Below are 20,381 nucleotides of genomic sequence, written 5' to 3'. Positions count from 1 at the left end.
AAACAAACTAATAGGGCGAATACGATATATAAATCAATATGTTGTACGCCCATCTCCGTCACTCCTGCCTAAACTTTAAGCACAATCTTGCCGATATGCGCCCCCGATTCCATCCGTTCATGCGCCTTGGCAGCCTCATGCAGCGGGAAGGTCGAGTCGATCGGCGGGCGGCAGCGGCCGGTGGCCAGCAGCGGCCAGACATGCGCCTGCAACTGGCTGGCGATTTCGGCCTTTTCGGCAATGGTGCGCGGGCGCAGGGTCGAGCCGGTGTGGGTGAGGCGCTTCTGCATCATCGGGCGCAGGTCGATCGTGACCTTGTGGCCGTTGAGATGGGCGATTTGCGCGATGCGGCCAAGCTCGGCGGCGATCGTGTAATTCTTGGCGACATAATCGCCGCCGACCATGTCGAGGATGACGTTGATGCCCAAAGGGGCCTCGGCCTTCACGGCGGCGACCCAATCCTCGCGGTAGTTCAGCGCCACGTCGGCGCCGAACCGCCGGCAGGCGGCGCATTTCTCGTCCGTGCCTGCGGTCGCGAAGACGCGTGCGCCGAAGGCCTTGGCGAGCTGGATGGCGGTGACGCCGATGCCGGACGTGCCGCCATGCACCAGAAAGCTCTCGCCGGGCCTGAGCCCCGCACGCATGAAGACATTGACCCAGACGGTGAAGAACGTCTCGGGCGTCGCGCCCGCCTGCTCAAGGTCGAGACCGGCGGGCACGGGCAGCGCGTGGCTTTCGTGCACCAGGCAATATTCGGCATAGCCGCCGCCGGCGACCAGCGCACAGACCGTATCGCCGACGCTCCAGCGCGTGACGCCTTCGCCCAGCGCCGCGACCGTGCCGGAGATCTCGAGCCCCGGCAGGTCCGAGGCGCCGGGCGGCGGGGCATAGACGCCCAGGCGCTGCAGCACGTCCGGCCGGTTGACGCCGGCATAGGCCACCTTGACCAGGATCTCGCCCGGCCCCGGCGCCGGCACGGGGCGCGTCTCGGGCTTGAGCACGTCCGGCGCGCCGGGCTGGCTGATGGCAATGGCGGTCATGGTCGGGGGCAAGGTCATGGGCTCGGTTCCGGCGGGTTGCTTTGGCCCGCCATCATATAGGACAATGCGCGCGATCCGCCTATCCGTGGGGAGAGGTTCATGTCCCGCTTCGATGACGACAATCCGTTCGATCCCGCGCCGCGCAAGAAACCGGCGAGCCACGAGATCGGCCAGCCGCTGGACACGCTTTCGGTCGACGAATTGGAAGAACGCATCGCGCTGTTGCGCGAAGAGATCGCCCGCCTCGAGGCGGCGAAAACCGCCAAGGAGGCCTCGAAGCACGCGGCGGCGTCGTTCTTCAAGAGCTAGGCGCGCCGCTGCGCCTCAATGCTTGACGATGAATTCCATGCGCATGCGGCCATGGGGCTCGCGGCGGCTTACGATCTGGCTGTGCACGCGCATGGCATGGGCGCCGCCGGGATGGTTGTCCTCATACTCATAGGCCTGCGGCATCGCGCTATAGCGCTGCTGATGCGGCTTCGGCCCGAAGCTGGCGAGGCAGCGATTATAGGCATCCGACCCTTGGATCTGCTCGCAATCGGAGATCGAACGCGGCGACGCGACAGCCGCCGCCGACAGGGCGATCAGGGACAAAGCAATGAGAATTCGCAAGGACCGTACGCTCCGAACACACTTCGAATCCGCAACATCATGCAACGCGCGCGCGGCAAGACAAGGGCGAAACCGTTCTTCTGGCTAAAGATTTGTTCATTTTCGCACATACGAAAAATCAAAGCGCTTCGGACCGCCGCATTGTTGCAGTGCGGGGATCCGTTCAGCACTGTTATCGCAGCACCGCGCCGGTCTTTTTCGCCACATCGGCGACGATCTTGGCGCTCACCGCTTCGATTTCCGTGTCGGTCAGCGTCTTGTCGCGCGGCTGCAGCGTGACGGAGACGGCGACGGACTTCTTGCCCTCCGGCACGCCAGCGCCTTCATAAATGTCGAACACCGAGGCGTCGACGATCAGATTGCGCTCGGCCGCTTGCACTGCGCGCAAAATGTCGGCGGCTTTGACGGCGCGATCAACCACGAAAGCGAAATCGCGCTCGAGCGGCATCAGGTCCGGCAGATCCAATTTGCTCTTGGCCTTGGTCGGCTTGGCCTTGGGCGCGGGAATGGCGTCGAGGGTCAGTTCGAAGCCGCACAAAGGTCCTTCTGCCCCAAGCAGTTCCAGCACTTTGGGGTGGAACTCGCCGAACGTGCCGATCACGTTCTGCGGGCCGAATTGCAACGTGCCGGAGCGGCCGGGATGGAACCAGCTTGGACCACCGGGCACGACCTGCAAGCCGCCGAGCGGCACGCCGAGCGAAGCGAGCATCGCCAGCGCATCGGCCTTCGCATCGAACGTATCGACGTTGGCCGTTGCGCCGGACCAATGTTTGCCCGCGCCGGCGGGCTTCGCCGTGCCGCGGCGGATCGCGGCGGCGTTCATGCGTTGATCGTTCTCGCCGTCGCCCTTGAACACCTGGCCGACTTCGAACAGTGCGACATCGCCATAGCCGCGGTCGGCGTTGCGTTGCGCCGTGGCGATCAGGCCCGGCAGCAGCGAGGGGCGCATGTCGGACAGGTCGGACGCAATCGGATTGGCCAATGCCAAGGCCGGCTGGCCGCCGCCGAAGGCGATGGCGCGATCCTTGGCGATGAAGGACCAGGTCACGGCCTCCACGAGCCCGCGCGCGGCCAACGCGCGTTTCGCGCCGCGCGTGCGCTTTTGCAGCAAGGTCAGGACAGGCTTCGGCACGCTCGCTTCGACACGCGGCAAGGGCGTCGCGGCGACGCGGTCGAGACCGGCGATGCGCACGATCTCCTCGACAAGATCGGCCTTGCCTTCCACATCCGGCCGCCAGGTCGGCGCCGTGACCGTCACGCGTTCCGCGTTTGCCTGTTCCGCCACGGCGAAGCCGAGATGTTGCAGGATAGCAAGCATTTCCGTGCGTTCGAGCTTCAGGCCGGTGAGGCGCTCGACCTCGCTCAACGGGAAGTCGATGATCGTTTTGGGCGCCGGCACCGTGCCGCGGACGATGAGCTCAGACGGCTCGCCGCCGCACAGTTCCATGACGAGATGGGTCGCGAGTTCTGCGCCCGGCACGCAGAAGGCGGGATCGACGCCGCGCTCGAAGCGGTAGCGTGCATCGGTGTTGATGCCAAGCTTGCGGCCGGTCGCGGCGATGTTGGCCGCATCCCACAACGCGCTTTCGATCAGCACGTCGGTGGTTGAATCATCGCAGCCCGAATGCTCGCCGCCCATGATGCCACCGATCGACTCGATGCCGTTGGCGTCGGCGATGACGACATTGCTCTCGTCGAACGCGTAGGTCTTGCCGTCGAGCGCCAGCACCTCTTCGCCTTGTTTGGCTCGGCGCACGGTGAGATTGCCGGCGACCTTGCCGGCATCGAACACGTGCAAGGGGCGGCCATGATCAAAGGTGACGTAATTGGTGATATCGACCAGCGCGCTGATCGGGCGCAAGCCGATGGCGCGCAGGCGCTTCTGCATCCATTGCGGCGAGGGGCCGTTTTTCACGCCGCGCACGAAACGCAGCGCGAAGGCGGGCGCGAGATGCGCGTCTGCGGCGGCAAAGTCCAGTGTCACGTCAACGGGGCAGGGGAACGTGCCGTTTGTCGGTGTGATCGCATGGCTTTTCAGCGTGCCGAGGCCGGCGGCGGCGAGATCGCGCGCGATGCCGAAAACGCCTGTGGCATCGGGCCGGTTGGGCGTGAGGTTGATTTCGATGACGGGATCGCTCAGGTCCGCCCAATCGACATAGCGCACGCCGACCGGCGCGTCGGCGGGCAGGTCGATGATGCCGTCATGATCGTCCGACAATTCGAGCTCGGCCTCCGAACACAGCATGCCGTTCGACTCGACGCCGCGAATGACCCCCTTGCCGAGTGTGATGCCCTTGCCGGGGATGTAAGTGCCGGCCGGCGAGAATACGCCTTTCATGCCGGTGCGTGCATTCGGCGCACCGCACACGACCTGCACCGGTGTGCCCGCGCCGATATCGACCATGCACACGCGCAGGCGATCGGCATTCGGATGCTGCTTCGCCTCGGTGACGTAGCCGATGATGAAATCTTTCAGCTTCGCCGCCGGATCATCGACATGTTCGACCTCGAGGCCGATGCGCGTCAGGGTTTCGACGATCTCGTCGAGTGAGGCTTTGGTCTCAAGGTGATCTTTGAGCCAGGAGAGGGTGAGTTTCATAATGTAACAGTCCAGCGGCCTGCCGGAAGACAGGCGGAATTGAAATGGTTTAAGACGACAAGCCGCCCGCCAGCGTCGGCACGTCGAGCGGCTTGAAGCCGTAGTGCGACAGCCAGCGCACGTCGCCTTCGAACATCGCGCGCAAATCCGAGATGCCGTATTTCAGCATGGCGATGCGATCGATGCCCATGCCCCAGGCAAAGCCCTGGTACTCGTCCGGGTCGAAGCCGCAGTTGCGCAGCACATTGGGATGCACCATGCCGCAGCCGAGGATTTCGAGCCAATCGGTGCCTTCGCCGAAGCGGATTTCCCCGCCCTTGCGCGAGCACTGAATGTCGACTTCCATCGACGGTTCGGTGAAGGGGAAGAAGCTCGGGCGGAAGCGCATCTTCACATTGTCGATCTCGAAGAAGGCTTTGCAGAATTCCTCGAGAATCCATTTCAGATGGCCAAGATGGGCCGAGCGGTCGACGATCAGCCCTTCGACCTGATGGAACATCGGCGTGTGGGTCTGGTCGGAATCGCAGCGATAGGTGCGGCCCGGGCAGATCACGCGGATCGGGCCTTCCTCCTTGTTGCGCTGATGCGCCAGCATGGTGCGCACCTGCACGGGGCTCGTATGGGTGCGCAAGAGCTTGCGCTCGCCCGCCGCATCGGGGGCGAAGAAGAACGTGTCGTGCATCTCCCGCGCCGGGTGGCCGGGCGGGAAGTTCAGCTTGGTGAAATTGTAATCGTCGGATTCGATATCCGGCCCTTCGGCGATCGAAAAGCCCATGTCGGCGAAAATGGCGGTGAGCTCATCTACGACCTGGCTGATCGGGTGCAGGCGGCCGGTCTCGGTGCCGTTTTCGCGCACGGGCAGGGTGACGTCGAGCGTCTCGGAAGCGAGGCGGGCGTTGAGCGCCGCTTCCTTCAGCACTGCCTTGCGGGCGCTCAGCGCCTCGCCCACCTTGTCCTTCAGGACATTGATGGCCGCGCCCTGGGTGCGCCGCTCGTCGGGCGACATTTTGCCGAGCGTTGCCAGCAGCGCGGAAATCGTGCCCTTTTTGCCCAAGGCGGCCACGCGCACCGCCTCCAGCGCCGCCTCGTCGCCGGCACGAGCGATGGCGTCCAGGGTTTCAGTTTCGAGTTTCAACAGGTCCGACATTTAGAAATCTCACCAATTCGCGGCGGTTATTGCCACGGGCGCGGGGGAATGTCGAGGATTTGGGTGATGAATGGAGCGCGGGCTTCCAGCCCGCTCCGTTCATACGGCTTCGTCGCGGGCCGGTTTTTCCCACAGATTGACGCCGCCTTCGACCGCAAATGTGTCGATTTCGGCCAGTTCTTCTTTGCTGAAGCTCAGATTGTCGAGCGCTTTCACGTTCTCGACCACCTGCTCGGGCGAGCTGGCGCCGATCAGGGTCGAGGAGACGCGCGGGTCGCGCAGCACCCAGGCGAGGGCCATCTGCGCCAGGCTCTGCCCGCGTCTTTGCGCGATTTTGTTGAGGCCGCGCACCCGGGCAAGGTTCTCCTCGGCCAGGAATTCGGGCTTGAATGAGCCGCCGCCCGGCTGGTTGATCCGCGCGCCGGCCGGCACGCCGTTGAGATATTTGTCGCTCAACAGCCCTTGCGCCAGGGCGGTGAAGGCAATGACGCCGGCCCCGACCTCGTCCGTCGCCGGAAGCAGATCGGCCTCGATCCAGCGGTTGAACAGGTTGTAGCTGGGCTGATGGATCAGCAGCGGCACGCCCTGGGCCTCCAGCAATTTCGCGATTTCCCGCGTCTTTTTGCCGGAATAGGAGGAGATGCCGACATAGAGCGCCTTGCCCTGTTTCACCGCGCTCGCCAGGGCGCCCGCCGTCTCTTCCAGCGGCGTCGCCGCGTCGAAGCGGTGCGAATAGAAAATATCGACATAATCGAGCCCCATACGGGCGAGGCTCTGATCGAGGCTGGCAAGCAGCGCCTTGCGCGAGCCGCCGCCATGGCCGTAGGGCCCCGGCCACATTTCCCAGCCGGCCTTGGTGGAAATGATCAATTCGTCGCGGTGGGATTGCAGATCCTCGCGCAGGATGCGGCCGAAATTGCTTTCGGCGCTGCCGGGCGGCGGGCCGTAATTGTTGGCGAGATCGAAATGGGTGATGCCGAGATCGAAGGCCTTGAACAGGATGCCGCGCTGCTTGTCGAGCATGACGCTGTCGCCAAAATTGTGCCACAGGCCCAAGGACAGGGCGGGCAGCACCAGCCCCGACCGGCCGACGCGGCGGAAATGGGCATTGTCATAGCGTTGGGGCGCGGCTTGATAGGCCATGGTTGGTCCTTATGGGTGCGATCGGGATTTCAGGATGTACTGAAATGCTAGTTGCCGGAGCCGGCGCCGACAAGGGTGGGGCGGGCAGAAAAGGGGCGGCCGCGACGCAGCTATGAGGGTGGCGAATGGCTAAAGCTTACCGCCGCTTCAGCGCAATCCCGCGCCCGGCCTCCTCGGGATGGGCCAGACCGCCTTGCGCCTTGGCCAGAGCATCGAGCGCCGCGGCCGTTTCGGGCAGCCAGGGTGCGACGCGCACGCCGTCCGACTGATCGACTGAAAGCAGCAATTGCTCGGACATGGCGAGTTTGGCGCCACCCAGGCCTTCGGTCATTTCGAGCCAGATGCGGATGCGTTTGGCGTCATGTTCCAAGAGATGCGCGCGGACGGTGAGCGGCGCATCGTGCTTCGCTTCCTTCACGTAATGGAGCATCGCCTGCATCGTATAGATCGTGTAGCCCGTCGCCTTGCGCGCCGCGGCGTCGAGGTGAATGCGGTCCATCAGCGTATCGATGCTGCGGCTGAAGACGATCGCATAAGCTGCGTCGTTCATATGGCCATTGTAGTCGAGCCATTCGGCGGCGACTTTGGTGTCGAGAAGGTGCAGCAATTGTCCGTGGTGCATGGCTGCCTCAATATTGTCGTTTCGGGTCGACCACATTCTGCAAGGGCTCGCCATCCTCGAACGCTTCGATCTGGTTGGCGATATAGGTCGCGACGGCCTCAGGATCGGAGATAGCCGCATTGTGCGGCGTGATCGTGACGCGCGCATGGTGCCAGAGCGGCGAGTCCTGCGGCAGCGGTTCGGTTTCGAACACGTCGAGCGTCACGGCAAGCAATGTGGCGTCGTCGAGGCAGGCGACGATGTCGGCCTCGTTCTGCAATCCGCCCCGTCCAGCATTCAGCAGGATCGGCGCGCCGAAATAGCCGTCGTGGCTGAGCTTGGTGAAGAGATCGCGGTTGAGAATGCCTTTTGTCTCGGGCGTCAGCGGCATCAGCGCCACGAGAATGTCGGTGCGGGCGAGAAAGGCGTCGAATTCCTCGTTGCCGGCAAAGCTCTGGATTCCATCGAGGTGCTTGCGCGTGCGGCTCCATCCCGCGACATCGTAACCGATCACTTTGAGCTTCTTGGCCGCATCCTCGCCGAGCACGCCAAGCCCCATCACGCCGACGCGAATGTCGCGTGCCGCCGGCTGGAACCGGTCCTCGTCCCACAGTCTTTCGTGCTGCTGCCAATCATACATGCGCTGTTGGCGGTGATGCATCAGCACGTGCAGCACCACCCATTCGCTCATGCGGGTGGTGAGGTCGTTGTCGACGACGCGCACCACCGGCACGGGCGGCAGATCCTTGTCGAGGAACACATGATCGACGCCCGCGCCGAGCGAGAAGATCACTTTCAGATTGGGATAGGCTTTGAGACTGCCGGGCGCATGTTTCCACGTCGCGGCATAATGCACCTGTGCCGGATCGATTTTGTCCTGCGTCGTGACGATCCGGTGATCGGGCAAAAGTTCGGCAAAGCTTTCCGCCCAGGGCGTTTCGTCCCAGCCGGCCATGGTCACGAGCAGGGCGGGTTTCGTTGTCATGCGATGCGCTCCAGGACAGGCGATTGCGGGCGATCGGCGTGATCGCCAATCCGATAGGCGGCACGCAAGGCGCCTGCCGCGGCTTCGGCCTCTTCAGCGGTGCGTGCGTGTACCGTCGCCAAGGGCGTCTTGGCATCGACTGCCGTGCCGAGGCCGGCGAGATCCGTGAAGCCGACCGAATGATCGATTGCTTGATCCGCCCGCGTGCGGCCGCCGCCGAGCGCCACGACTGCGAGGCCGACGCCGCGCGTGTCGATCGCCGTCACCTGGCCCGCGGCCTCGGAGAGAATGGGTTTGACCACGGCGGCTTTGGGCAGATAGGCGTCCATGCGCGTCATGAAATCTGCCGGCCCGCCGAGCGCTGCGACCATGCGGCCGAAAACCTCTGCGGCGCGGCCGCTTTCGATCGCATCGGCGATCTTCGCGCGGCCCTCTTCGGGAGTGGCCGCGAGGCGGCCGAGGAATAGCATTTCTCCGCCCAGCGCGACCGTCACCTCGTGCAGACGCGCGTCGCGATGTTTGCCGGTGAGATAATCGACCGCATTGACGACTTCCACCGCATTGCCGGCGGCGGTCGCGAGCGGTTCGTTCATGTCGGTGATCAGGGCGGTCGTCGGCAGTCCCGCGGCATTGGCGACATGGGCGATGCTGGACGCGAGGTCGCGTGAGCCTTCATGGGTCGGCATGAAGGCGCCGGTGCCGGTCTTGACGTCCATCACGAGGCCTTGCAGGCCGGCCGCGAGTTTCTTCGACAGGATCGAGGCGGTGATCAGCGGAATCGATTCCACCGTCGCCGTCACGTCGCGGATCGCATAGAGGCGCTTGTCGGCAGGGGCGAGATCGGCGGTCTGGCCGATGATCGCACAGCCGACTCGGCCCACCACGTCGCGAAAGCGCGCATTGTCCGGCACCGTCACATAGCCCGGAATGGAGTCGAGTTTGTCCAGGGTGCCGCCAGTATGGCCGAGCCCGCGCCCCGAAATCATCGGCACGAAACCGCCGCAGGCGGCGACGGCGGGCGCGAGCATTAGGCTGACATTGTCGCCGACGCCGCCGGTCGAATGTTTGTCGAGCAGCGGGCCCGGCATGTCCTGCCAATCGAGCACCGTGCCCGAGCGCATCATCGCCTGGGTGAGGGCGACGCGCTCATTGAGCGTCATGCCTTGAAAGAAGATGGCCATGGCAAGCGCGGCCGCCTGGCCCTCGCTCACGCGATTGTGCGTCAGGCCTTCGATGAAGAAGGCGATCTCGTCCTTGCTCAGGACTTTGCCGTCGCGCTTCGCGCGGATGATCTCTTGCGGCAGCATCAATAGGTACTCGTGTTGTTATGATCGCGGCCATCGAGGGTCGCGAGGAGAGAGGCGAGCAATCCGCTCGCCCCGAACCGGAAGGTTTCGGGCGTCGTCCAGCCTGCTCCCATGATGTCGTCGGCGAGTTCAAGATATTTGCGCGCATCATGCACCGACCGCACGCCGCCCGATGGCTTGAGGCCGACGGGTTTGCCGCTTGCCTTGATCGCCTGCAGCATGATGCGCGCGGCCTCCGGCGTTGCGGAGACGGGGATCTTGCCGGTCGAGGTCTTGATGAAGTCGGCGCCCGCGGCGATCGCGAGATCGCTCGCCTGCGCGATCAGCTGGGGCGTCTGCAAGGCGCCGGTTTCCAGGATGACCTTCAGCCGCGCATTGCCTCTGGTGACGTCGGCGACGGCACCGATCATGTCGGTGACAGGCGCGATGCGGTCCTCGATCAAGGCGCGATAGGGCATGACGAGATCGATTTCGTCGGCGCCGTCCCGCAACGTACCGCGCGCGTCGCCGATCGCCCGTTCGATATCCTCGCTGCCGTGGGGAAAGTTGATGACGGTCGCGATGCGCACGCCGGATTGCGCGACGAGCGGTTTTGCCTGCGCCACGAAGCGCGGCCAGATGCAGATCGCCGCGACAGAACCGTGCGGCGTCACCGCACGGGCGCAAAGGTCGTCGATCACACTCTCCTTGCAATCGTCATCGAGATTGGTGAGATCGAGAAGGCGAAGCGCGCGGCGTGCGATATCGTGGTCAGAGGTCATGTCTCATCCAACTTTGCAATGGCGCGCCTGCGGCCGCCCTTCACGAGAGAGCGGCCTGCGCCTCGTGCCTCTCTCTAGCGTCATTGCCGCAAAAATGCGCGCACCAATTTTTGCAGGGCGGCCGCGCCTTGCAGCGCGACGTCTTTCGTTTCGTGATGGGAAGGATTGCCGCCGGCAAAACCTGCCGCGAAGTTCGTGACCATCGAAACGGCCGCAACCCTCAGCCCCAGAAAGCGCGCCAGGATCGTCTCCGGCACGGTCGACATGCCGACGAGATCGGCGCCAAGCAATTTCGCCATGCGCACTTCAGCGGGCGTCTCGAAGCTCGGCCCGGCGAACCACATATAGACGCCCTCGGGTAGCGCGATGTGCTCCCGGAGCGCTGCGCTGCGCAGCTTGTCCCGCAAGTCGGGCGCATAGGCGTCGTTCATCGGCACGAAGCGCTTGTCGGAGGCGACGCCGATCAGCGGATTGAGGCCGGAATAATTGATGTGGTCGGCGATCAGCGCCAGGGACCCGGGCGGCCAATCGGGTTGCAGCGAACCCGCCGAATTGGTGAGCAGCAATGTTTCGACACCAAGCAATTGCAAGGTTTCGAGCGCGGTCGCCATGACGCGCGGGTCGCCATGCTCGTAATAATGCGCACGGCCCTGCAGCAGCGCGACATCGGCCCCTTCGAGCTTGCCGATGACCAGACGCCCCGCATGGCCCGACACGTTGCCGTGCGGAAAGCCGGGCAGGTCGGCGAAAGGGATGACGAGCGCGTTTTCCACCGCGTCGGCCAGCGCGCCGAGGCCGGTGCCGAGCACGATTGCCGTGCCGATCTTGGTGTGCAGGCCGCGCTCGACGATGATGCGCGCGGCGGTGGGGGCCTGGCTGGTCGTCATTCGCGCGGCTCCTGGGCGAGATGGTCGGGGCCGAAGGAGAACGGCAGCAATTCTTCGAGGGTGAAGCTGCGGCGCATGCCCGCGGGGCCAGCGATATGGATCGGCAGGTCGGGCGCGGCGAATTCGCGGATGCGCTGGCGGCAACCGCCACAGGGCGTCACCAAAGCGTCGCCGTCGCCGATCACCACGATTTCGGCAATGCGTGTGCCGCCCGCCAGCACCATGGCCGCGATGGCGGCGGTCTCGGCGCAAATGCCGTTGGGATAGGCGGCGTTCTCGACATTGCAGCCGGCGTGGAGCGTGCCGTCCGCGCTGCGCAGCGCCGCACCCACCTTGAAGCGCGAATAGGGCGCATGCGCGCGGGCTTGCGCCTCTCGCGCCGCGTTGAAAAGCTCGTCGAGCGCGGCCATTACCGCTCCTTCACATAGGGAACGCCGGAGGCTTTCGGCGGGATCGCGCGGCCGATGAAGCCGGCGAGCAGGATGACGGTCAGCACATAGGGCATCGCCTGCGTCATCGCCTGCACCTGGTCCTGCGTGAGGCCGGGCACTTGCGCGTTCTGCAAGGGGATCGAGGCGGCTTCCAGGAGGCCGAACAGCATGCAGGTTGCCAGTGCCGGATAGGGCCGCCATTTGGCGAAGACCAGCGCCGCCAGCGCCATATAGCCGCGATTGGCCGACATCATCGGTTCGAAGCTCGACGACAGGGCCATGGCGAGATTGGTGCCGCCGATGCCGCAGAGCAGGCCGCAAATCAGCGTCGCGCCGTAGCGCAGGCGCGTCACCGAAATGCCGGCGGTGTCGACCGCGGCGGGGTTCTCGCCGACCGCGCGCAGGCGCAGGCCGAACCGGCTGTGGTAGAGCACGAAGGCGGTGACCGGCACGGCCAGCAAAGCGATATAGGTCGTGGGATCGTGGCCGGAAATCACGTTCTTATAGAGATCGCCGAGCACCGGCACGTTCTGCAGCGCATCGGCGCCCGGCCAGGTCAGCGGCACGAAGCGCGCGGCCGCGTCGAGTTCGGGCGTGCGTCCGCCTTGCGAAAATTCGGCATTGCCGACGAGCGCGGTGAGGCCGGCGGCGACGAAATTGATCGCGACACCGGCGATGATCTGATTGCCGCGCTGGCTGATCGTGGCAAAGCCATGCACCAGTGAGAAGAACATCGCGACGAAAATGCCAGAGAAGAGCCCGACCCAGGCGTTGCCGCTCATGTAGGCGCCGAGCACGGAGGCGAAGGCGGCGGCCAGGAGCTTGCCTTCGAGCCCGATGTCGACGACGCCGGCCCGTTCCGACCACAGGCCGCCGAGACAGGCGCACAGAAGCGGAATGCTGAAGGTGACCGCGTTGCCGAGAATGAAGGCTAAAAAGTGGAAGGACATTAGGCCCTCCGCAACTTGAAGGCGCGCGACGCGAACATGCGCGCCAGCGGCCAGCGGAACAGGCCTTCGAGCGCCGCGAACAACACGATTAGGCCCTGGATGACCGTCACCATGTCGCTGCTGATGTTGGGCATCTCGAAGCGCAAAGCCTCGCCGCCCTGATAGAGCATGCCGAACAGGATCGAGGCGAGGACGATGCCGACCGGATGGGCGCGGCCCATCAGCGCCACTGCAATGCCGACGAAGCCGGCGCCGGCCGGAAATTCCAGAAACAGGAAGTTGCTGCGGCCCAGGATCTCGTTGATCGCGACACCGCCGCACAGGGCCCCGGAGAGGAGCATGACGATCAAAATGATGCGCGGCGGCGAAATGCCGGCATAAACCGCAGCGGTCGGATTGGCGCCAATCGTGCGGATGGCATAGCCGAGCCGGGTGCGCCAGATCAAAACCCACATGCCGAAGGCCGCCAGCAGCGCAATGGGAAAGGCGAGATTGAGCTTGTCGGTCGTAACGCCAAACAAATCGCTGATGAAGGGCAATTGCGCATTCGGCCCGAACGGTGCCGTCGCCGATTGCTGCGAAGTCGGATCGCGCAGCGTATGCGACAGGAGATAGGTCATCAGCACGGCCGAGATCTGATTGAACATGATCGTGGTGATGACGATATGGCTGTCGCGCTTGGCTTGCAGATAGGCGGGGATGAAGGCCCAGAGCGCGCCGAACGCGGCCGCGCCGATCATCGCCAGCGGCAGGAGCAGGTAGGGCGGCAAATTGCCAAAATGCATGCAGACCAGCGCGACGCCGAGCCCGGCGAGATAGGCCTGACCCTCGCCGCCGATGTTGAACAGGCCGGCGCGGAAGGCGAGCGCGACGCCAAGGCCGGTGAAGATGAAATTCGTCGCGAAATAGAGCGTCATGCCGAGGCCCTCGGCATCGCCGAGACTGCCGGTGATCAGAATCTTGGTGGCCTCCAGCGGATTCTCGCCGATCGCCAGAACGACGAGGCCGGAAATGACGAAAGCGGCCGTGACATTGAGCACCGGCACGAGCACCAGATCGGCCCATTTGGGAAGGACGATGGGAGCGCTCATGCCGCATGCTCCGTCACGCCGGCCATCAGCAGGCCGAGGTCGTCGGCATTGGTCGCATTCGCGTCGCGCTCGCCGGTGATGCGGCCGCCGCACATCACCAATACTCGATCGGCCAGCGACATGATTTCATCGAGCTCGACCGAGACGACGAGAATGGCCTTGCCTTCGTCGCGCAGGGCGATGAGCCTTTTGTGGATGAATTCGATGGCGCCGATATCGACGCCGCGCGTCGGCTGGCCAACGATCAGAACCGTCGGATCGCGCTCGATTTCGCGTGCCAGCACGATCTTCTGCTGATTGCCGCCGGAGAAATTGGCCGTCTTCAGGCGATGATTGGGCGGCTGGATATTGTAGTGCTCGATTTTCTCTTTGGCGTCCTGGCGGATGCGGGCAAGGTCGAGGAACGGCCCGCGCGCATATTCCGGCGCATCGTGATAGCCGAGAATGGAATTTTCATATTCCTCGAAGGCGAGCACCAAGCCCATGGCGTGCCGGTCCTCGGGCACATGCATCAGCCCGAGGCGCCGCATGTCGTCCGGTTTGAAGCCGGTGACTTCGTGCATGCCGACGACGCGGGTCGGGTCGTTTTTCTTCGAGCGGGCCGAGGTGAGGAAAATCGCGCCCGAACTCAGCGGCGCGATGCCGGCCAGCGCCTGCAGCAATTCGCTTTGGCCGTTGCCGGAGACGCCGGCAACTCCGACAATCTCACCAGCGCGCAGCGTGAAGGACACGTCGTCGAGCCGCGGCACGCCGAGCGCGTCGCGCACCACCAAATTTTTGGCTTCCAGCAGGACGACGCCGGGTTCGGCGGGCCGCTTTTCGACCTTGAGCAGCACCGGCCGGCCAACCATGGCGCTCGCGAGTTCCGCCTTGTTCGTCTGCGCCGTCTCAAAATGCGCGATCATCTCGCCGCGCCGCATCACCGAGACGCGGTCGGTGATCGCCATGATCTCGCGCAACTTGTGGGTGATGAGAATGACCGTCTTGCCCTCCTTGCGCAGCACCGCGAGCATGGCAAAGAGCTGGTCGGCCTCGGCGGGGGTCAGCACCGCCGTCGGCTCGTCGAGAATGAGGATTTGCGCACCGCGCACCAGGGCCTTGATGATCTCGACCCGCTGGCGCAGGCCGACCGACAGGTCGGCGATCTTCGCGTCGGGATCGACCGCGAGGCCGTAGACTTTGGCAAGTTCCGCGAGTTTCTTGCGCAGGGCCGTTTTGCCGCCGGCAAGGAACGCGCCGCCCTCGGCGCCGAGCATCACGTTTTCCAAGACGGTCATCGGTTCGACCAGCATGAAATGCTGATGCACCATGCCGATGCCGAGCGCGATCGCCTCGCGCGAGGAGCGGATGCGCACGCTCTTGTCGCTCACCAGAATGTCGCCGGCGTCGGCCTCGTAAAACCCGTAGATGATCGACATGAGCGTCGATTTGCCCGCGCCGTTTTCGCCGATGATGCCGTGAATGGATCCGGCCGACACCTTCAGGTTCACCTGCTTGTTGGCGTGAACCGGGCCGAAGGATTTGTCGATATTGACGAGTTCGAGAGCTGTGGACATCGGGGAAAAGCGCGGCAAAGGGCGGCAGGAACTAGCTTGGACGGTGGATGGTGGGCGGCGGATTTAAAGGCCGTCCACCATCTTAGATCGCCTACCGTCAGTTCGGGCAGGCGGAATCCGTCGTGTAATCGTGCACCTGGATCTTGCCCGAGATAATATCGGCCTCAGCCTTGTCGGCTGCCGCCTTCATCTCTGGCGTGATCAGCGCCTTGTTGTTGTCGTCCTGCGCCCAATCGACGCCATGCTCCTTCAGGCCGAGAACCTTCACGCCCGGTTTCCAGCTGCCGTCCTTGGCCTCCTGGAACGTGGTGTAGGTCGCGACATCGACGCGCTTGAGCATGGAGGTCAGGACATGGCCGGGATGCAGGCCATTCTGGTTGGAATCGACGCCGATGCCGAGCTTACCGGCATCCGCCGCAGCGCGCAGCACGCCGACGCCGGTGCCGCCCGCCGCATGATAGATCACGTCCGCGCCCTGTTCGATCTGCGCGTTGGCCAATTGGCCGCCCTTGACGGGATCGGCGAAGGCGGCGCCGGTGGTGCCGGTCATGTTCTGTAGCACTTCATCCTTGGGCGCCGCATATTTCACGCCCTGGACGTAGCCGCAGGCGAATTTGCGGATGAGCGGAATGTCCATGCCGCCGACGAAGCCGACCTTGCCGCTCTTCGAGGCCATGGCGGCAAGAACGCCAACCACGAAGGAGCCTTCCTGCTCCTTGAACACGATCGATTCCACATTCGGCTTGTCGACCACGCTGTCGATGATGGCGAATTGCGTCTTGGGAAATTCGTCGGCGACTTTCGCCACCGCCGCGGCCTGGCTGAAGCCCACGGCGATGATCGGGCTGTAGCCGCCCTTGGCGAACTGGCGCAGCGCGGTTTCGCGGTCGGCGTCGTTCTTGATTTCGAAGTCGCGGAAGTCGGTCTTGGTCTCGGTCTTGAACTTGGTCGCGCCGTTGAACACACCTTCGTTGAAGGATTTGTCGAACTTACCGCCGACGTCGTAAACAACGGCGGGCTTGATATCCGCCGCATAGAGGCTGCTGGCACCGAGCAACGACGTGGCCAAAGCGGCCGCAACGGCCGGCATTTTGAACCCAGAACGCACAGACATGACTTTCTCCCGAGAAAACTAACCGGCGCCCCCATTTCGAGCCTCAACGCCGGTTCCAACCTCGAACATGGCACAGCCTGACCAAGTGGCCAAGTCCGATATGGCCCTATAAACAGCTATCAGGCGTGGTTTCTTGACAGGCTTGAGCGGGCAGGTTCATCTCACGCGGATTCTCACAAACATTAGATGCTCGATGACTCGTCCCAGCCTCGCCTTGATCGCCCACGATGAAAAGAAAGCGGTGATGACCGCCTGGGCCACCCGGTACCGCGACCGGCTTGCCCAATACAATCTCTATGCGACCGGCACGACCGGCGGCCGCATTCGCGAGGCCTGCCCCGAATTGCAAGTGACTTTGCTGAAGAGCGGTCCGCTCGGGGGCGACCAGCAGGTCGGCGCGCTGATCTGCGAGAGCAAAATCGACTGCCTCATCTTCTTCGTCGATCCGCTCTCGCCGCATCCGCACGACGTGGACGTGAAGGCGCTGACCCGCCTCGCGCTCGTGTACGATATTCCGATGGCGCTCAATCCGACGACTGCTGATTACATCATGCGGGGGCTTGCCACGGCCTAGCGGCTCGTCTTCATCCGCCGTAGCGGTGCAGGCTGGCGCCATGCGCCTTGAGCCACGCTTCCGCCCGCTCCGTTTGCGGCGCCAGCTTATGGGTCAGCGCCCAGAAGCGCTTGCCGTGATTCATATGGATCAGATGCGCCACCTCGTGCGCGGCGAGGTAATCGAGCACGTAGGCCGGCGCGAGAATGATCCGCCAGGAGAAGTTGAGCGCGCCGGCCGCGGTGCACGAGCCCCAACGGCTGGTGGTGTCGCGCAAGGTGATGCTGCGCGCCGGCCTGCCAATCGTCTTGGTGTGTTGCGTGACGGCGGCCTCGATATCGAGCTTCGCCTGTTTCTTCAAATAATCGCTCACTCGGCGCGCCACATGCGGCGCTTCGCCTGCAACGCAGAGCGCAAGCATCGCGCAAGCGTCGCGGCCCATATAGGGTTCGACCCAAACCGTGCCGCGCATGTCGGGGCGATGGACGATCACATGATTGATGCCGCGCAAGGGGATGATGCTGCCGGGTGCGAAGGGCACTGGTTGCGGCAGGCGTTTCAGCCGCGCCCCGATCCAGGCAGCGTGTCGTTCGGCAAAATCGCGCGCGGTGTGCACCGAGCCGCGCGCGGGCATGGTGAGCACGACGTCACGCGTCGCGTTGCGCACGCGCAATGTGAAGCGCTGCGCACTCGCGACGCGTTTCAACTCGACCTTGAACGTCTCACCCGCATGCGACAGCATGAGGTGTTCCGGATCGATCGAAGCGTTTGGAGTCTGGCGGAAAAGGCGCAGCATACGAGGCTGCATTATAAGGCGCGGCGCGATTCGCCGCCAGTGCCCCGTGGGCGCGCCTTATGCCAATGGTCGCGGACGCGACCTTTGGACCGCTCTTCATTTTTCGCAATCGCCTTGAAAAGGCGAAAAATGAAGAAAGGAACCAACGGTCACTCTTTGTAACCGTTGGTATTATGCCTGAAGTGTCGAATGAGTCTCGAGCGCCGCACTCCGCGAACGCTCGCATAAAATCAGCTCTTGCTCGCGACCACTTTCAAATTGGTTCTTTTCCCCGCGCTCTGTTTTTTCGCGGCCTGTTCGATATTCGCGATGAAATCGCAAATGCGCGGCGCAATTTCCGCGCGAAAGCGCGAGCCGTTGAACACGCCGTAATGGCCGACATTCTTCTGCAGGTAATGGACCTTCATATGGTCCGGAATATTCACACAGAGTTTCTGCGCGGCATAGGTCTGGCCGACACCGGAAATGTCGTCCTTCTCACCCTCGACCGTCATCAGGGCGGTCTTGCGGATCGCGGTGAGATCGACGGGCTTATCCCGATGCATCATCTCACCCTTCGGCAAGGAATGGTGCACGAAAACCGTATCGACCGTCTGCAGGTAGAACTCTGCAGTCAAATCCATTACCGCCATATATTCGTCGTAGAACTCGCGGTGCTTTTCCGCCGAATCGCCGTCACCCTGGACGAGGTGATTGAACATGTCGCGATGGGCATTGACGTGGCGGTCGAGATTCATCGCCATGAAGCCGGCGAGCTGCAAAAAGCCCGGATAGACGAAACGGCCGACCCCTGGATAGGGGAAAGGCACCATATGAATGCAATTGTCGCGGAACCAGCGCGGACCGCGCTGCTGCGCGAGCTGGTTGACGCCGGTGGGGCTTTCGCGCGTGTCGATCGGTCCGCCCATCAAGGTCATGGAGGCGGGCACGAACGGATCGTCTTCCGCCGACATCCGCGCCACGGCGGCGAGCAGCGGCACCGAGGGCTGACAGACGCCGAGTGTATGCACGCCGCGGCCAAGCGAATGCACCATGTTGATGATGTAATCGATATACGAATCGAGGGTGAATTCGCCGGATGCGAGCGGCACCATGCGCGCGTCCGACCAATCGGTGATATAGACTTCGTGGGTTGGCAGGAAGGCTTCGACCGTGCCGCGCAGCAATGTGGCGTAGTGGCCCGACATCGGCGCGACGATCAGCAATTTCGGCTGCGGATAATGCCGATGATGGGCTTGGCGCTCAAAATGAATCAAGCGGCAGAAGGGCTGCTCCCATACAACCTGTTCGACGACCTCGGTGCGCTCGCCGTCGAAAAGGGTGGAGCCGAGGCCGAAGCTCGGCTTGCCATAGCGGCGGGTGATCCGCTCGAACAATTCGGCCGACGCCGCAACATTGCGGCCGAACGGCGTGTGCGCCAACGGATTCATCGGGTTTTTGAAGAACAATCGCGTAAAGTCCGACAATGCGCGGGACGGGGCCAGCGCCGCGTGGGACATTTCATAGATTTGATACGACAATCGGTTCATAGCTCTGACAACCCACTTAGAAATCTAGCATGCCAACGATAACGTCACATGTTCACCCGCATGCCGTTTAAAAGGCGCCCGGGGTCCCGCATCGCAGCAGATTGGTGCAGTGCAAAGCGTACTCGCAATTTTGCCTCAAGCAATGTCACAATAAGTGTAAGTTGTGCATATAGACTTGAGTTTGATCTCAAGTTCTGCGTATGTTCGCGTTTTTCGCTTATTTGCAAGCAACGCTTGCGTGAGCGCCTTCTTCGAAACCGGTCCCATCCGGCGATTTCGGCCTAGTCCGTACCAAGTCTGGCCGCATGCAGCACGATTTGTGTGCGATTCCGGGCACTGAGCTTGCGCATCAGATTCTGCAGGTGAACTTTGACGGTGCTTTGCGAAATCTGCAGATCATAGGCGATCACCTTGTTCGGCTTGCCTTGCTGCAACAGTTTCAGTACGTCGCGCTCGCGTTCGGTCAGAACCGGTTGAATCTGGGGCGCCAGCACGCGCCGCGATACGTGGGCGGGCGCTGACGGATCGAGGGGCAGGAACCGCGCGCCCATCAGAATCATGTGCAGCGCCGCCGCCACGACCTGAAAGCCGAGCGAGGCGTCGATCCAGCCCTGTAAGGCGTAACGCTTCAGAATATCCGCGATCTCGGGGTCGCTGCTGTCCGTGAGAATGGCAAGAGGCCGGGAGCGGGTGCGCCGGCGGATGTCGCGCACGGTCGCTTCGAACTCGGCCAGCGAAAGATCGCGTTCGACAAAATTATAGACGACGAGGTGGTTCGTTCCGGGGGCAGGCTGTTCGATGTCGCGCGCGGCCCGGACCGGAAAGGGCGCCAGGATTCTTTGGAGAGCGAGTGCCAGCGCATCGCCGATCAGCGGACGCTCCTCGACGAGCAGCAGGGCGTCGGCGCGGGAGAATGCGGGAGCAATTTCATGAGTTTCCTCATGGGCCGGGGCTTGGGCGTTGTATCCCGTCGAATAGTTCATCGCGGGCTCCTAGTCGTGGTCCGATACGGCACCGTCGATTTCGCCGACGCGCCTATGGCCGCCCAATCGAAGGGCACCGGCTGCTGGTGAAGCGCGTTGCATGGTGTGATAGCGCCAAACGCGCGTTGCGCATGTGCGAAATGTTACAGATCGGAAGATTGGACAGATTTAGAAAATAAACCGACTGTCCCTAGACTTTGCGCATGTTCGAATGCGTGAAGTGCGTCACGCTTGCGCTGCTTGTCATCCGCCCGCTCACGCAAAAGGGCCCCGGCCATAGACAGACCCGGTGCGGA

20 protein-coding genes are annotated in these 20,381 nt (G+C 63.4%); 2 read left to right on the top strand and 18 right to left on the bottom strand.

Annotation, left to right across the window (positions count from 1 at the left end):
• Positions 1-68 precede the first annotated feature (68 nt).
• The gene (locus V9T28_RS14585) at positions 69-1,058 is read right to left on the bottom strand and encodes an NAD(P)H-quinone oxidoreductase (protein ID WP_116399637.1); all 990 of its coding nucleotides are present in this window, start codon (positions 1,056-1,058) and stop codon (positions 69-71) included.
• Positions 1,059-1,139: 81 nt separating this feature from the next.
• On the opposite strand from V9T28_RS14585, the gene V9T28_RS14580 reads away from it, so the two are divergent.
• Positions 1,140-1,349, top strand: a complete 210-nt coding sequence (locus V9T28_RS14580) for a DUF1192 domain-containing protein (RefSeq protein ID WP_116399636.1) — start codon at positions 1,140-1,142, stop codon at positions 1,347-1,349.
• 15 nt (positions 1,350-1,364) lie between these two features.
• Here the strand turns inward: V9T28_RS14580 and V9T28_RS14575 are convergent, their stop codons facing one another.
• The 14 genes from V9T28_RS14575 to V9T28_RS14510 form a co-directional block, all read right to left on the bottom strand.
• Entirely contained in the window at positions 1,365-1,652 is a 288-nt protein-coding gene (locus V9T28_RS14575) for a hypothetical protein (RefSeq protein ID WP_116399635.1), read from the bottom strand.
• Positions 1,653-1,824: 172 nt separating this feature from the next.
• The gene (pheT, locus tag V9T28_RS14570; RefSeq protein ID WP_116399634.1) at positions 1,825-4,251 is read right to left on the bottom strand and encodes a phenylalanine--tRNA ligase subunit beta; all 2,427 of its coding nucleotides are present in this window, start codon (positions 4,249-4,251) and stop codon (positions 1,825-1,827) included.
• A gap of 49 nt (positions 4,252-4,300) precedes the next feature.
• Entirely contained in the window at positions 4,301-5,398 is a 1,098-nt protein-coding gene (gene pheS / locus V9T28_RS14565) for a phenylalanine--tRNA ligase subunit alpha (protein ID WP_116399633.1), read from the bottom strand.
• Positions 5,399-5,497: 99 nt separating this feature from the next.
• The gene (gene mgrA / locus V9T28_RS14560; RefSeq protein ID WP_116399632.1) at positions 5,498-6,541 is read right to left on the bottom strand and encodes an L-glyceraldehyde 3-phosphate reductase; all 1,044 of its coding nucleotides are present in this window, start codon (positions 6,539-6,541) and stop codon (positions 5,498-5,500) included.
• A 136-nt stretch (positions 6,542-6,677) separates the two neighbouring features.
• On the bottom strand, positions 6,678-7,163 hold the full coding sequence (locus tag V9T28_RS14555) for a thioesterase family protein (RefSeq protein WP_158554730.1): 486 nt from the start codon (positions 7,161-7,163) through the stop codon (positions 6,678-6,680).
• A 7-nt stretch (positions 7,164-7,170) separates the two neighbouring features.
• A complete protein-coding gene (locus tag V9T28_RS14550) occupies positions 7,171-8,127 on the bottom strand; it encodes a 2-hydroxyacid dehydrogenase (protein ID WP_116399631.1) in 957 nt (318 codons plus the stop codon).
• Complete coding sequence (deoA, locus tag V9T28_RS14545; protein ID WP_116399630.1) at positions 8,124-9,434, bottom strand: thymidine phosphorylase; 1,311 nt, start codon at positions 9,432-9,434, stop codon at positions 8,124-8,126. Before deoA ends, V9T28_RS14550 begins: the two co-directional genes overlap by 4 nt.
• Positions 9,434-10,195, bottom strand: a complete 762-nt coding sequence (gene deoC, locus V9T28_RS14540; protein ID WP_116399629.1) for a deoxyribose-phosphate aldolase — start codon at positions 10,193-10,195, stop codon at positions 9,434-9,436. The genes deoA and deoC overlap by 1 nt, the downstream gene beginning before the upstream one ends.
• A gap of 80 nt (positions 10,196-10,275) precedes the next feature.
• Positions 10,276-11,082, bottom strand: coding sequence for a purine-nucleoside phosphorylase (locus V9T28_RS14535; RefSeq protein WP_116399628.1), 807 nt, complete (start codon positions 11,080-11,082; stop codon positions 10,276-10,278).
• On the bottom strand, positions 11,079-11,492 hold the full coding sequence (cdd, locus tag V9T28_RS14530) for a cytidine deaminase (RefSeq protein WP_116399627.1): 414 nt from the start codon (positions 11,490-11,492) through the stop codon (positions 11,079-11,081). Before cdd ends, V9T28_RS14535 begins: the two co-directional genes overlap by 4 nt.
• Positions 11,492-12,463 carry an ABC transporter permease gene (locus V9T28_RS14525; protein ID WP_116399626.1) on the bottom strand — a complete coding sequence of 324 codons (972 nt, stop codon included), beginning with the start codon at positions 12,461-12,463 and terminating at the stop codon, positions 11,492-11,494. The genes cdd and V9T28_RS14525 overlap by 1 nt, the downstream gene beginning before the upstream one ends.
• Positions 12,463-13,554 carry an ABC transporter permease gene (locus V9T28_RS14520; protein WP_116399625.1) on the bottom strand — a complete coding sequence of 364 codons (1,092 nt, stop codon included), beginning with the start codon at positions 13,552-13,554 and terminating at the stop codon, positions 12,463-12,465. Before V9T28_RS14520 ends, V9T28_RS14525 begins: the two co-directional genes overlap by 1 nt.
• Entirely contained in the window at positions 13,551-15,110 is a 1,560-nt protein-coding gene (locus V9T28_RS14515; RefSeq protein WP_116399624.1) for an ABC transporter ATP-binding protein, read from the bottom strand. The genes V9T28_RS14520 and V9T28_RS14515 overlap by 4 nt, the downstream gene beginning before the upstream one ends.
• Before the next feature lie 97 nt (positions 15,111-15,207).
• Positions 15,208-16,200: a BMP family lipoprotein gene (locus V9T28_RS14510; RefSeq protein WP_116399883.1), complete on the bottom strand. Its 993-nt coding sequence runs from the start codon at positions 16,198-16,200 to the stop codon at positions 15,208-15,210.
• A 217-nt stretch (positions 16,201-16,417) separates the two neighbouring features.
• On the opposite strand from V9T28_RS14510, the gene V9T28_RS14505 reads away from it, so the two are divergent.
• The gene (locus V9T28_RS14505) at positions 16,418-16,798 is read left to right on the top strand and encodes a methylglyoxal synthase (protein ID WP_116399623.1); all 381 of its coding nucleotides are present in this window, start codon (positions 16,418-16,420) and stop codon (positions 16,796-16,798) included.
• A gap of 10 nt (positions 16,799-16,808) precedes the next feature.
• Here V9T28_RS14505 and V9T28_RS14500 read toward each other — a convergent pair whose 3' ends face one another.
• The 3 genes from V9T28_RS14500 to V9T28_RS14490 form a co-directional block, all read right to left on the bottom strand.
• Positions 16,809-17,573 carry a M48 family metallopeptidase gene (locus V9T28_RS14500; RefSeq protein WP_116399622.1) on the bottom strand — a complete coding sequence of 255 codons (765 nt, stop codon included), beginning with the start codon at positions 17,571-17,573 and terminating at the stop codon, positions 16,809-16,811.
• A gap of 230 nt (positions 17,574-17,803) precedes the next feature.
• A complete protein-coding gene (locus tag V9T28_RS14495) occupies positions 17,804-19,102 on the bottom strand; it encodes a polyhydroxyalkanoate depolymerase (RefSeq protein WP_199499992.1) in 1,299 nt (432 codons plus the stop codon).
• 281 nt (positions 19,103-19,383) lie between these two features.
• Positions 19,384-20,085: a response regulator transcription factor gene (locus V9T28_RS14490; protein WP_116399621.1), complete on the bottom strand. Its 702-nt coding sequence runs from the start codon at positions 20,083-20,085 to the stop codon at positions 19,384-19,386.
• Positions 20,086-20,381: the final 296 nt, after the last annotated feature.

The organism is Methylovirgula sp. 4M-Z18 (assembly GCF_037890675.1).
Taxonomy (GTDB): Bacteria; Pseudomonadota; Alphaproteobacteria; order Rhizobiales; family Beijerinckiaceae; genus 4M-Z18.
Note: the sequence above shows the minus strand (reverse complement) of the source record. Positions and strands in the feature narration are given on the sequence as shown.

What these genes read in the sequence shown, in the direction of transcription:
- V9T28_RS14585 (WP_116399637.1), bottom strand. Translation starts at nt 1,058, where the DNA reads ATGACCTTGCCCCCGACCATGACCGCCATTGCCATCAGCCAGCCCGGC.
- V9T28_RS14580 (WP_116399636.1), top strand. Translation starts at nt 1,140, where the DNA reads ATGTCCCGCTTCGATGACGACAATCCGTTCGATCCCGCGCCGCGCAAG.
- pheT (WP_116399634.1), bottom strand. Translation starts at nt 4,251, where the DNA reads ATGAAACTCACCCTCTCCTGGCTCAAAGATCACCTTGAGACCAAAGCC.
- pheS (WP_116399633.1), bottom strand. Translation starts at nt 5,398, where the DNA reads ATGTCGGACCTGTTGAAACTCGAAACTGAAACCCTGGACGCCATCGCT.
- mgrA (WP_116399632.1), bottom strand. Translation starts at nt 6,541, where the DNA reads ATGGCCTATCAAGCCGCGCCCCAACGCTATGACAATGCCCATTTCCGC.
- V9T28_RS14555 (WP_158554730.1), bottom strand. Translation starts at nt 7,163, where the DNA reads ATGCACCACGGACAATTGCTGCACCTTCTCGACACCAAAGTCGCCGCC.
- V9T28_RS14550 (WP_116399631.1), bottom strand. Translation starts at nt 8,127, where the DNA reads ATGACAACGAAACCCGCCCTGCTCGTGACCATGGCCGGCTGGGACGAA.
- deoA (WP_116399630.1), bottom strand. Translation starts at nt 9,434, where the DNA reads ATGCTGCCGCAAGAGATCATCCGCGCGAAGCGCGACGGCAAAGTCCTG.
- deoC (WP_116399629.1), bottom strand. Translation starts at nt 10,195, where the DNA reads ATGACCTCTGACCACGATATCGCACGCCGCGCGCTTCGCCTTCTCGAT.
- V9T28_RS14535 (WP_116399628.1), bottom strand. Translation starts at nt 11,082, where the DNA reads ATGACGACCAGCCAGGCCCCCACCGCCGCGCGCATCATCGTCGAGCGC.
- cdd (WP_116399627.1), bottom strand. Translation starts at nt 11,492, where the DNA reads ATGGCCGCGCTCGACGAGCTTTTCAACGCGGCGCGAGAGGCGCAAGCC.
- V9T28_RS14525 (WP_116399626.1), bottom strand. Translation starts at nt 12,463, where the DNA reads ATGTCCTTCCACTTTTTAGCCTTCATTCTCGGCAACGCGGTCACCTTC.
- V9T28_RS14520 (WP_116399625.1), bottom strand. Translation starts at nt 13,554, where the DNA reads ATGAGCGCTCCCATCGTCCTTCCCAAATGGGCCGATCTGGTGCTCGTG.
- V9T28_RS14515 (WP_116399624.1), bottom strand. Translation starts at nt 15,110, where the DNA reads ATGTCCACAGCTCTCGAACTCGTCAATATCGACAAATCCTTCGGCCCG.
- V9T28_RS14510 (WP_116399883.1), bottom strand. Translation starts at nt 16,200, where the DNA reads ATGCCGGCCGTTGCGGCCGCTTTGGCCACGTCGTTGCTCGGTGCCAGC.
- V9T28_RS14505 (WP_116399623.1), top strand. Translation starts at nt 16,418, where the DNA reads ATGACTCGTCCCAGCCTCGCCTTGATCGCCCACGATGAAAAGAAAGCG.
- V9T28_RS14500 (WP_116399622.1), bottom strand. Translation starts at nt 17,573, where the DNA reads ATGCTGCGCCTTTTCCGCCAGACTCCAAACGCTTCGATCGATCCGGAA.
- V9T28_RS14495 (WP_199499992.1), bottom strand. Translation starts at nt 19,102, where the DNA reads ATGAACCGATTGTCGTATCAAATCTATGAAATGTCCCACGCGGCGCTG.
- V9T28_RS14490 (WP_116399621.1), bottom strand. Translation starts at nt 20,085, where the DNA reads ATGAACTATTCGACGGGATACAACGCCCAAGCCCCGGCCCATGAGGAA.